The sequence below is a fragment of the Peptostreptococcus russellii genome (assembly GCF_900110295.1).
In the GTDB taxonomy this organism is placed as follows: domain Bacteria; phylum Bacillota; class Clostridia; order Peptostreptococcales; family Peptostreptococcaceae; genus Peptostreptococcus; species Peptostreptococcus russellii_A.
Genome location: NZ_FODF01000001.1, coordinates 206,269 through 218,001, shown reverse-complemented (window position 1 = coordinate 218,001; position 11,733 = coordinate 206,269). Strand labels below are relative to the sequence as shown.

At 28.9% G+C, this 11,733-nt stretch carries 11 protein-coding genes; all 11 read right to left on the bottom strand.

What is annotated here, in order from left to right; translation table 11 throughout:
* Position 1: 1 nt before the first annotated feature.
* The 11 genes from dnaG to BMY82_RS00860 all read right to left on the bottom strand — a co-directional run bounded on the left by dnaG (position 2) and on the right by BMY82_RS00860 (position 11,723).
* Positions 2 to 1,816, bottom strand: coding sequence for a DNA primase (gene dnaG, locus BMY82_RS00910; protein WP_091973387.1), 1,815 nt, complete (start codon positions 1,814 to 1,816; stop codon positions 2 to 4).
* Between the two features lie 327 nt (positions 1,817 to 2,143).
* Complete coding sequence (gene folB / locus BMY82_RS00905) at positions 2,144 to 2,506, bottom strand: dihydroneopterin aldolase (protein WP_091973384.1); 363 nt, start codon at positions 2,504 to 2,506, stop codon at positions 2,144 to 2,146.
* A 22-nt stretch (positions 2,507 to 2,528) separates the two neighbouring features.
* The gene (locus BMY82_RS00900; protein ID WP_091973381.1) at positions 2,529 to 3,485 is read right to left on the bottom strand and encodes an MORN repeat-containing protein; all 957 of its coding nucleotides are present in this window, start codon (positions 3,483 to 3,485) and stop codon (positions 2,529 to 2,531) included.
* Between the two features lie 359 nt (positions 3,486 to 3,844).
* On the bottom strand, positions 3,845 to 4,711 hold the full coding sequence (locus BMY82_RS00895; protein ID WP_091973378.1) for a YitT family protein: 867 nt from the start codon (positions 4,709 to 4,711) through the stop codon (positions 3,845 to 3,847).
* Between the two features lie 241 nt (positions 4,712 to 4,952).
* Complete coding sequence (locus BMY82_RS00890; RefSeq protein WP_242938878.1) at positions 4,953 to 6,368, bottom strand: VanW family protein; 1,416 nt, start codon at positions 6,366 to 6,368, stop codon at positions 4,953 to 4,955.
* Positions 6,369 to 7,423: 1,055 nt separating this feature from the next.
* A complete protein-coding gene (locus BMY82_RS00885) occupies positions 7,424 to 7,744 on the bottom strand; it encodes a hypothetical protein (protein ID WP_091973372.1) in 321 nt (106 codons plus the stop codon).
* Positions 7,745 to 7,929: 185 nt separating this feature from the next.
* On the bottom strand, positions 7,930 to 8,610 hold the full coding sequence (locus tag BMY82_RS00880; RefSeq protein ID WP_091973369.1) for a ribonuclease H1 domain-containing protein: 681 nt from the start codon (positions 8,608 to 8,610) through the stop codon (positions 7,930 to 7,932).
* Between the two features lie 10 nt (positions 8,611 to 8,620).
* Positions 8,621 to 9,370 (bottom strand): TVP38/TMEM64 family protein, encoded by a 750-nt coding sequence (locus BMY82_RS00875; RefSeq protein WP_242938877.1) that lies wholly within the window; start codon positions 9,368 to 9,370, stop codon positions 8,621 to 8,623.
* An 81-nt stretch (positions 9,371 to 9,451) separates the two neighbouring features.
* The gene (locus BMY82_RS00870; protein ID WP_091973366.1) at positions 9,452 to 10,027 is read right to left on the bottom strand and encodes a zinc dependent phospholipase C family protein; all 576 of its coding nucleotides are present in this window, start codon (positions 10,025 to 10,027) and stop codon (positions 9,452 to 9,454) included.
* A gap of 205 nt (positions 10,028 to 10,232) precedes the next feature.
* A complete protein-coding gene (locus BMY82_RS00865) occupies positions 10,233 to 11,168 on the bottom strand; it encodes a tRNA modification radical SAM protein MnmL/YtqA (protein ID WP_091973361.1) in 936 nt (311 codons plus the stop codon).
* Positions 11,169 to 11,723, bottom strand: a complete 555-nt coding sequence (locus tag BMY82_RS00860; protein ID WP_091973358.1) for a DUF308 domain-containing protein — start codon at positions 11,721 to 11,723, stop codon at positions 11,169 to 11,171. It lies immediately after the preceding gene.
* Between the last annotated feature and the right edge of the window lie 10 nt (positions 11,724 to 11,733).

Genomic DNA, 11,733 nt, shown 5'->3' with positions numbered 1-11,733 from the left:
CCTAAAATGATTTCAATTTTTTGTTTTCAGATACTATCTCTAAAGCTATTTTCATAATTTCCAAATCTACCTCTTTTGCTTCCTCTGTATTATCTTCTATTGTCTTTCTCCTATCTTCGAGAACTTTTTGTCTCTTAGATAGTTTATTTATTTTTTCTTTTGAATTAAGTTTCAAAAGTTGATTAACTATTTTATTTATTTCGTGTACGTCATCAAGATTTATTTCTGACAAATCTACAGCATCAAGCTTTCTCAAGTAATCGACATCTAAAGAAGTATCATTTAAGTCTTCTATTCTTATCATGCCCATTTTGTTTGATGCTAAAACTTTAGAATACACTTTTTTATCACTTTCGTCAATAATCTGATCTATACCTACCTTTAGTGGTATTATTTCTCTAGCTTTCTTACTTACCATCATGGCCTTTATCAGATTTCTCTCAATAAAAATGTTTCCATCTTCAACATCTTTTTCTTTTTTTATTTTAACAAATTCTTGTTTTTTAAATTTTTCTTTTGATGTTTTTCTTTTTCCAGTTAAATTCAGTTCTGATCTTATTACTTCTGGAGCAGTCTTAGTAAGCTCTGATAGATACTTAATATAAAAATCAAGTTCTATGGGACTTTTTATATAACTAAGTATATTTACAGCCTTCTGAAGAAATTCCATTGTTTCCTCAGGATTAGATTGATCATGAGAAGAATAGAGTGTATCCAACCTAAACTTTAATGCATCACTTGCATTTTCCACTTTTTTCAACATTTCATCAAGTCCATTTGCCCTTACAAATTCATCTGGATCCTTACTTTTTCCTAAATCTAATACCTTTGCCTTTAAATTGCACTTCTCTAATATATTTATAGCCCTAAGAGAAGCATTTATTCCAGCTTGGTCAGAATCATAAGAAAGAACTACATTATCTGCAAACTTTTTAATAAGTTGTCCCTGTGCATCTGTAAGTGCTGTTCCTAGCGTTGCAACTACATTTTTAACACCGTATTGATACATGGATATTAAGTCCATATATCCCTCTACTAGAATAAGGGTTCTACTGTTACCTATATGTTTCCTAGCAAAGTTAAGACCATACAAATTATATCTCTTATTAAATATTATTGTATCTTCTGAATTAAGATACTTTGGTAAAGAATCATCTAAAACTCTACCGCCAAACCCTATTACATTTCCCTTGTAGTCAAAAATAGGAAACATGACCCTGTTCCTAAATTTATCAAAATAATTGTTATTCTTTTTACTTTGACCTACAAGTCCACATTCCTTTATTTCCTCAATAGAATATCCACTCTTTAGCAAAAAATTCTTCAATGAATCCCAAGAATCAAGAGAATAACCTAGTCCAAAACTTTTTATAGTTTTTTCATCAAGCCCTCTTTTAATAAGATACTTGTATCCCGTATTATTTTTTTGCATTAGATTAATATAAAAAAATCTTGCCGCTACTACGTGGATTTCTTGAAACCTTTTTATCTTTTCCAACTTCTTCTTTGTATTTTCATCAATATTTGTATTGATTTCTATACCACATCTATTGGCTAAAAATTTCACCGCGTCCATAAACTCAAGATTTTCTACTTTCATTATAAAGGAAATAACATCTCCACCTTCACCGCATCCAAAACACTTGTATATCTGTTTAGATGTACTTACATGAAATGAAGGTGTCTTTTCATTATGAAAAGGACATAAGCCCTTATAATTAGACCCCGAAGGTCTAAGTTGAATATAATCAGAAATCACTTCTGAAATATCATTTCTGACCTTAATTTCTTCAATTACATCTTTCAAATCATCCATTAATATCATCCTTTATTACCGACAACATTATATTGTCACACTAAACAAAATATTTGTCAAGGCTATAGTATATATACTTCGACAAAAGTTTCGAAACTCCTTTTTTATTTTCCAATTATTTTTATTTTTTTTCTAATTGTATTATAATCACACTGTTTAAAAGCATTAATTTTATATTTTTTTAAAACTTTGTTCTATTAAAAACTCCTTATAATATGCTCTAAAAAATAAAATAAACATTACTTCAACAATTCTATTTAACAAATAATCACATAAAATTGATAAGGTTTCATGCTTCCTAAATGAATAACATGAAACCTCTTGACTTTAGTCTCTGAATCTTTCTATTTCTATAGCTACATACTCATACTTACCAACAAGTTTTGCTTGTGGCTTTTTAATAGCTAACTTAAGTCCTCTAATAATATCAAACTCTTTAAAAACTGCTTTTGCAATTTCTTCTGCAAGACATTCTACTAAGGAAAAAGACTTGTTTTCAACATAGTCTTCAATTATATCATAAACTCTTCCGTAGTCAACAGCGTCCTTAAATGAATCCGTCTCTCCTGCAATGTTACTAGCCAAATATAGTTCAATGTCGACTACAAAAGGTTGTCCGAACAATCTTTCACCGTCGGCTGAACCATGATAGCCATAAAACTTACATGATTTCAAAATCAATTTATCCATTTAACTGCCTCCTAAGTATATTTTAGAAATTCGCAAAAATTTCATCAAAGCTTTTATCAAAAATAGATGGTTTGTCATACTTCCATGTTCCTGTATAAACTGGTTCATTATTTAAGTAGAAAGTTCCTGTTCCATGCTTCTGTCCCTGCTGAAACTCTCCTTCATACCACTTGTTTTTGTTCCAGATATACCTTCCATTTCCGTGTATCTGACCTCTTTTCCATTCTCCATCGTATACAAGTTCACCTTTTGAGTTGAAACACGAACCTACTCCGTCCATTTTGCTGTCCTTAAAATCTCCCATATAGATATATCCATCTTTCCATGTGTAAATTCCAAGTCCATCTTTCTTACCGTCAACCCAATTTCCTAAGTACTCATCACCGTTGTTGTACTTCATTCTTCCAACACCATTACTCTTATTACTTTTGAAGTTACCTATATATTCATTTCCATTTGAAAAGGTAAAAACACCTTTACCATCTCTTATTCCATTTAAGAAATTACCTATATATTCAGTATTTATTGTTCCATCATTTTCATCACTATCTGGCGAGAATATATATGAACCAATGCCTGTCATCTTTCCATCTAAAAGTCTACCAATATACATATCTCCATTTTTGAATCTGTATATCTGTACCATATCATTTTCTCTTGCTTTTTCTAATCTATCATTTTCTGAGTCTTCTAATATATTAAGTACGTCAGCTAAGTTTTTATTCTTTGATATTTCTTCTTTTTGTAACTCTACGTATTCGTTATCTGCTTTTTTTTCTTCTATAAGTTTCTCTATCTTATCTGAAGGTTCACCCAGTAATTGAGTTTCTAGTTTGTATACTTCTTCATCAGAAGCAAAAATACCTTTTTTCAGAGCATTATTCTTCTTTGTTTTGAACAATTTTAAACTTTTCTTTATATCATCTATTTCTTTAAAATAGTTGCTATAAAGTTCTACATAGTTCTTTGATAAGCTCAAATAAATTCCCTCCATTCTTAAATTTGTGTAAACAAAATGTCATATATATCTATTGTACCATAAATTTTGCCGCTAAGGTATATAAATGTTTGCTGTACATATTACTTCTCTAATAAATATTATTAATGTTTATTACTTTTTTTTATCATATAGTAAGCATATAGCAATTTTTTATATGCTTATTACAGTAAAGAAATTTTTAAACATTACAACTCCTACTTTATTTTTTTGTTTTTTAAAATTTTCTTAAATAGCATAAGATATAATATATTTATTATCTCTTTATTATTATATCTTTTTAAATCAAGTCCATTACTAAAAAAAATAAGACCAGCTTTTATATGCTGGTCTTAATTTTTTTATAAGTCTTTTGATTTAAACCCTCGCCCCTTAACTTCATTAACTTCATTAATGGTAACAAATGCCTTCGGATCATGTTTAAAAGCTATTTCCTTTATTTTTGGTATCTCGTTAGAAGATACGATTGTATATATCAATTTCTTACTTTCTCCTGTGTATGCTCCCTCTGCATGAAGGAAAGTAACACCTCTTATTAGTTCTTTCATAATATCATCTGCTATTTCTTTTGGTTTATTAGATATTATAATAAGAGCCTTTTGGTAGTTCATTGCATCTTTAATAAATCCAAGTGCAAGTGAGCTTACATAGAATCCTATCAATGTATATAGTCCTAAGTCCAATCCAAATATCATACTTCCACAAAGAACAACCACTACATTTGCAGCAAAACTTGTATTTTTAACTTCTAAATTCTTTTTTATTTTAAGAATTGCTGCTATTATATCAGTTCCTCCAGTAGATGCTCTAGCTCTAAATACTAGACCTATACCAAGACCATTCATAAAGCCTCCGTATATTGTTTGCAGAAACTTATCGTCTACAGGTATAAAATGACCTATATCCTGAGTAAGTCCTAAAATCAGTGAATAAATCACCATGTTGATCAAACTTAAAATACAAAAATCTTTCTTTAGGTATATAAAACCTAAAACAAATATTGGAATATTAAGTATAAAAGTCATAAGACCTACATTTAGTCCCGTCAAATAGTTAATCGCAGTAGCGAATCCTGTAACTCCACCACTTAAAAGGTGTGCTTGTCTTAAAAAACCATTTACACCTATTGATGAAATGACTAGTCCTAATACCATTGTTCCAACTCTTAAACTTGGGTGCTCACGCAACCTATCTCTAACCTGGCTCATATTCTCCTCCAAATTCTATAAATATCTCTTTTATATTTTATACCATCTTATTTGATTTTGCAAAAAATTATGCAATTTTTACAAAAATAAAAAGCCTAAAATTAGGCTTTTTATCTCATATCTTTTTTTAATTTACTTAAATATAAAAATATTATTTTTCATTTTCTATTTTTTATACTGCTATTTTTAACAAAGTTGTTGATTTTTAACAAATTCTGCTAAAAGCATTTAATTTAAAAAACTATCTAGCTTGTGTTTGCTGAGTAGCCCCTTGTGGAGCTTGTTGCTGAGGATTAACTGCTGGTTTAGCCTGTTTTGAAGGTTTAGCACTTGGCGTCGGTGTTTTTTTAACAGCAGCACCTACTCTTATAATACCTGTTTGAGATGGATAACTGCTATTGGCTACCTTTTCAGTCTTTATAATTTTACCATTTTCATCTAAATAGCTTCTATATGTTACTACATTGTATCCAGATCTTGCAGGCTTTTCAACTACTCTCTTACCTGCTGGAAGTGATGGATCTGTTATAGTCTTACTTCCACCTCCAAATGAACCCAGCATCTCTGTACTTATTTTTATATTTTGCTTATCTTCTTTAAATCCAAAAATCTGTGAACCAATTTTGTTCCCTGATACATAGTTTTTAATGTAAACAGGATGCTTAAATGGATTCTTAAATTTAAAATCTTGCCCTGGATTTCCGTCTACTACCATTGCATCTCTTCCTAAACTTACATAGTCTGAAGGAATTGTATGGTTTCTTCTATTTGTTATTTCCATACCAGAAAGAAGTGCAGTATTAAAAATTGTAGAAGAAGTCTGACATACTCCTCCACCAATTCCTGGAACTAGTTTACCACTTTCTATTATGGGAGCACTTTTATAGCCGTTTTCTATAGTCTTTTCTCCAGTAATTCCATTAAAAGAATACTCTTCACCTGGTTTTAAAAGCATTCCACCTGATTCAATAGTAGATTTTTTTATATTGTAATCTCTATTTTCCATCCCACCATAAGTTGTTTCATAAGAACCTAATAGAGTATCTATGCCCTTTAACTCTGCAGCTTTTAAACTTGCTGGATTTAATTTCACAACAAGTTCAGTTTCAAAGATATTTTTCTTTAAATTATTTACAGTTTTGTTAAGGGAAGAATATACATTCATATCTCTCCCTGATTCTTCTGGAATAATCTTAACCTTTTCATCTACTATATCTACAGTAGCATTCTTTACTGGACTGTCTAACTTTCCTTTTATTTCATTCATTTTATTTTCAAGAGCTTTTTTATCATATTCCATAGACAAGTTTATTTTATTTTCATGCCCAAAGTCTGATTTTAAAGTTCTTCCAAGATCAGTAAAAAATCCATTTCCCTTATTATATTTGTATGCATCTTCCACAGTCTTATTGAAATCTATCTTTAGATTAATATCACTTTCAGGAACAGTCCATTTTTGATCCTTGTATTTCAAAGTGATATTTTTGAACTTACCTTCTTTTTTAAGTGTATTCAAAGCCTCTTTTTTATTCAAGTCACCTATATTAACACCTGCTACAATTACATTTTTTGCTATTTTATCTGAATAAGCTTGTGAAGCTAATACTCCTGTCGCTATCATCAAAACAGCTAAAACCGTCGACGCAACTATTATCATTTTCTTGTTTCTTTTGAAAAAGTTCATCCATTTTTTTCTATGTAGATAAACATTTTAAAACAAAATATTTATTCATAGACTCTCCTTTCTTAAAATTCGGAATGTTTTTAAGCAATTTACCCTTTTATTTTCAATATGGTTAAGTATAAAAAGTATTCGCTTAAAAACACTTTAACGGTAATAATTATACCATATTAAACTAGCTGTAATCAATACATTCATACTTTAACCTATACTTTTTCCTTACTACAATTATTCCCCAAAATTAAAGTTCTTAAATAAAAAATATCTATATATTAGTCTATAAGGAATATTTTTTTATTTTTTTGTGTTTTTATAATACTTTTCTTTTAATTAAATTCTTTTTTTCTGTTTTTTTACAAATATTAAAAATTAAAGTTTAAATAAAAACTTATAAATATATTTTTTCAAAATAGCTATTATTTTTAAAAGATATAAAATTAAAAGACACTTTTAAAAGCTCTACAAGGATTTTAACAAGTTTTTTTAGCTATTCGATGAAATGCACTGTACAGATAATTAAATGTCTTATATAGACTCTTGGAGCTTTTTAAGGGCAAGCTACTTATCTTCTCTGTTATAAGATTAATTTTTATTTATTTTTAATACATTGACATCTTTTATCGAAATATCAAATATAATATTCTATCAAGCTTTCTCATAATAAAAACTTTTTAGATAGCGTATTTAAAAAAGATATAATCCGTGATAAAACAAACGTTCGCATTTATTTTTCATTTTAAGAACATATGTTTACAATATATTTAACATATTTAACAAAATCCGTTAGTTATATTTAACATGTTTTATTTTAGAACATACGTTCTTTTAAGTTTAAACTCTGATTATTCTATTTCTTCTGTTTTCAAAAAATATTAAATTTTTAATGATTTAAAATTGTATAATAGAAATAATTATATGAAACTATTAGAACTAGACAAAAATAACTTATACACAATAAGTATTTGCTAACAAAATAATATTTTTTCTTATTTTAAAAATAAAAAAAGCACAACCTAAGCTGTGCCTTATATTTAAGAAGCGTTTCTGCCTCTTCTCTTTTCTCTTTTTGCCCTTCTCGCTCTCTCAACCTTTTCTCTTTCAAGTTTCTTAATGAGAGGCTTATTAATTGGAATAAACATTTTGTGACTGTTGTAGATACATAGTAAAGCAGTCAGCGCCAAGTCAAATAAAGCTGTAAGCATAAAGTAGAAACCTACTGATACCCTTACTCCCATAAAGAAATTGGCTATTATAAGAACTATGCATACGCTGAACGACAACAATGTTGAAAATACGAAGTATCTTATTGCACGACTAAAAAAACTAGTAATCTTTATAATTATATCTTTCAATATTTTCACCATCCTTTCGTTCAAAATTTGTTTTATAACACAAAACAGTGTCATAATTTCACCACTACTATTATAATATCAAATTATGACACTTTTATCAATTAATTTTTTAATATTTTTAACAAATTTTTAAAAATTTTGATTTAAGCTAGTTATTTACGCCCTAAATCTAATTATTTTTCAACTTATTTACCAAAAATAGATTCTTTTGCCAACTTGTCTGCCATTTCATTATATTCAACGCCAGTGTGTGCTTTTACTTTTACGAACTTTACTTCAAGTTTATCACTTATTTCATCGTAAAATTTCTTATAATCTTTTGTTCCTTTTTTATTTGCTTTCCATTCTCCAGTGCACCACTTTTCGATTCCATTGTAATCAAAATACAAAACAAGCTTTGAATAACCATTATCTACACAATATTCCATTGCATACATAGATGCTTCTATTTCACCAGCTACATTTCTCATAGATACACTATCTAAATTTTTACCTTCTTTAGAAAAACTATCTATAACTTTTCCGTTTTTTATCAAAACTCCACCAGAACCATATTTTTTTTGACTTGCATCAAAACTTCCGTCTACATATGCTTCTATCGTATCTTTATCTATAGTAAATTCATAATTTTCATCTCTATCTTTATCCAAAACTTCATCGTCTATATTTTCTACTTTATCAAGCTTTTTATCTTTTCTAACTGAAGTTTTTTCCCCTACTAAAAAATCCATCGCTTCATGTGGATCTTCAAAAGATTTATATACAGCATTAGGATAACCTATTACCATAGACTGGCAATCCTTCCATGTTAAATAAACACCTTTTATCTTTCCATTCTTTACTGCATAATATTTTTGTTTTGCCATATTTACCTCTCTACCTCTTAAAAAACTCCAATAATCTTCTTATTAAATCCATAAAAAAATCTGGAACATATTTTGGAGTTAATTTATTTTCATTTGTGTGCTTTACTAGCATTTTATCATTTTCTTTTTTAATTCTTCTTTTGTATTTTATTCTTTTGTATTCTATCATAGCAGCATCTTCATGTGTTTCCATATCCTTTTTCATCTTGTTAGCTATAATATAAGATCCTACAGTCATAGCCAAAACAACTGCTATCTTTAGCGGATTTTTTAAAAATCCAGTAATATCGCTACCTACATAGCTTACCCAGAACATCATAAGGAACTTACCAAACATCATAGGTGGAATAAAAACCTTGTACTCTATCTCACACATTGCAGATGCAAGGGTAAGAAGTGAGCTTGGAAGAACAGGTATTGCATAAAAAACAAAAAGTGCTTTAAATTCAGAGTTTTGCACCTTTTTTATCATACCATCTAGCTTATCTTTTGCCTTGAGCAACCAATGTTTTTGAAAAAATTCAGTATCAAATACTTTTTTTATAACAAAAAAAACAGCTATTGTACCAACACATGATCCTAACCATGAAGTTATAAAACCTACTATAAAACCATTAATAGCAGCATTAATAGCAGCTATAGCCATCAATGGAAGTGCTGGAATAAAACTCTCTATAAAGGCTGCTAAAAAACCCAGTGTAATTGATAGCAACCAGTAGTCCTTAGCTAGATATAGTATATGTTCAATATATTGCATCATATAATCACCTCTTTTTTAAGAAAGATATTTATACCTATATTAATTTAAAAGGAGGATAAAAATCCTCCTTAAACTTTCATCTTATGCTACTGTGTGAGATTTTATAGTATTGTCTAAAATCCTTTCTAGAACATAATTTGTAACAGTATTACATATATACGCTGCATATTTTAAATCATTCTCTTCAAAGTTACCATTATTTTTATATTCACGATACAGCTTTTCAAAGAAAGAATCTACATCATCGACATACTGTCTTCTATCATTTTTCAAATTGTAGTCCTTAGCGACCTTGGTAAGACCATTCTCGTACTTTACATGAATCTTCAAACTGTGTTTAAACTCCCATCTTTCACTGTGAGCAACACAAAAAAAGTCTGCTAAAAAATGACATACAACTCCCATTTCTTGAGAAAATTCATTTTTTGTATAGTACTTCTCGAGTGTATCTAGATCCAAGTTGCTTAAATACTCGATTTTGCTTCTTACCATGTCATATGATTCATCTAAATAATGCTTTTGCAATTTATATTTAGAGAAAATATCTGGTTTTATATTACCATATATAAAACTTTTGTTATTTAAAAAAAACTGTTTATTATCGTCTATATTGTCTAATAATGATTTAGAGATAATTATATGCGTCTTCATCATCATTGTCCATCACCTTCATTTCAAAATATAATGAGATTTCAGTCTCTAATATGATTGTAATATGTAAAGCATGATTTTTCAATAGTTTCAACATTATATTTTTATAAATTTTAGCTTAATAAATTCTTAAGAAACTCAAATTATACAGTTTTTTTAAATTTCATTTTCAATAAATAATTATTTTCTTTAAAATAACAAAAAGAAAAAGCTATTTATAGTATTTTCCTTGCCAACTATTTCTTCTTTTTAATTCGTCATCTATAGCATTTAAAACTTCCCATTTTTTTAAACTCCATAAAGGACCTACTAAGTTTTCTTTCTTTCCATCACCTGTAAGTCTATGAATTACTATTTCCTGTGGAAGTATTTCAAGCTGGTCACATACAATATTTACATACTCATCTTTTTCTAAAAGTTTCATATTGCCCTTTTCCAACATATTTGCCATAGGTGTATCTTTTATTACGTGTAAAAGATGTATCTTTATACCTTGAATATCCATCTTAGACACAGTCTTTGCAGTTTCAATCATCATGTCATGAGTTTCACCAGGTAAACCATCTATAATGTGAACTACAACATCTATATTATGTTTTCTTAGTCTTTCCACACAATCTTCAAAAACTTTGAAATCGTGCCCTCTATTTATTATTTTAGATGTGGATTCATGGACACTTTGAAGACCCAGTTCTACCCAAAGATTTGTTCTAGTATTCAATTCCGCAAGATACTCAAGTACATCATCTTCTATACAATCGGGTCTTGTAGAAATAGATAAGCCTACTACATCTTCCTGTTCTAGTATAGTTTCAAACTTTTCTCTTAAAACATCAACTGGAGCATATGTATTGGTAAATGCCTGAAAATAACCTATATATTTAGCATCTTTCCACTTTTTACTCATCATTTCACGAATATCATAAAACTGTTTTACAAGGTTATCTTTAGGGTTTCCAGCAAAGTCTCCTGAACCTTCTTTGCTGCAATATGTACAACCTCCATATCCAATTTTTCCGTCTATATTAGGGCATGTAAACCCTGCATTGATTGAAACTTTAAAAACCTTACATCCAAACTTTTGTCTCAAATAATAGTTCCATGTATGGTATCTTTTGTTTTCAATCTTATGCTTAAATTCTTCCATTTAAAACCTCTCATTATTACTTCTCATACCCAATCCAGCGGTTAAGAAGTTTATACCAAATATAATAGAAATCATAGAAAGTATTACAACTAAAAATCTAGTAAGGAAAAGCGGAGATACCAGCAATAATATTCCTATAACTATCTTCGTAACCTTCCATGGTCCTACACTATAATAAGCATATCTTCTATTTCTTCTATAGCTTAAAAATTCATATATAAGTATATATATACCTGCAGCCATAGAAAGCAATATATTTACCTGAACTGGAAATACAGCTAGTAAAATAGCAACTACTAAAAGTATTATCCCCGTTATTCTAAATCTATTTATTTCTTTTTTCGATGCGTAACTTCTCAACTGATTTACTTCTTTAAGACAAATCCAAGCACCATATAAAAATGCTATGGCAATTCCCCATGAAAAAACACGAAGTCCCATAGTTTTCCTAGAAATGCAGTTAGCGCCTATTGCAAGAAGTATCACTCCGAGAATTATAAGCTTTTTGCTATTTTCTTTTCTATACAAGTCATTCAAATTAAAATTAAAAAACATTTTATTCAAC

What these genes read in the sequence shown, in the direction of transcription:
- dnaG (WP_091973387.1), bottom strand. Translation starts at nt 1,816, where the DNA reads ATGGATGATTTGAAAGATGTAATTGAAGAAATTAAGGTCAGAAATGAT.
- folB (WP_091973384.1), bottom strand. Translation starts at nt 2,506, where the DNA reads ATGGATAAATTGATTTTGAAATCATGTAAGTTTTATGGCTATCATGGT.
- BMY82_RS00895 (WP_091973378.1), bottom strand. Translation starts at nt 4,711, where the DNA reads ATGAGCCAGGTTAGAGATAGGTTGCGTGAGCACCCAAGTTTAAGAGTT.
- BMY82_RS00890 (WP_242938878.1), bottom strand. Translation starts at nt 6,368, where the DNA reads ATGATAATAGTTGCGTCGACGGTTTTAGCTGTTTTGATGATAGCGACA.
- BMY82_RS00880 (WP_091973369.1), bottom strand. Translation starts at nt 8,610, where the DNA reads ATGGCAAAACAAAAATATTATGCAGTAAAGAATGGAAAGATAAAAGGT.
- BMY82_RS00875 (WP_242938877.1), bottom strand. Translation starts at nt 9,370, where the DNA reads ATGATGCAATATATTGAACATATACTATATCTAGCTAAGGACTACTGG.
- BMY82_RS00870 (WP_091973366.1), bottom strand. Translation starts at nt 10,027, where the DNA reads ATGATGATGAAGACGCATATAATTATCTCTAAATCATTATTAGACAAT.
- BMY82_RS00865 (WP_091973361.1), bottom strand. Translation starts at nt 11,168, where the DNA reads ATGGAAGAATTTAAGCATAAGATTGAAAACAAAAGATACCATACATGG.
- BMY82_RS00860 (WP_091973358.1), bottom strand. Translation starts at nt 11,723, where the DNA reads ATGTTTTTTAATTTTAATTTGAATGACTTGTATAGAAAAGAAAATAGC.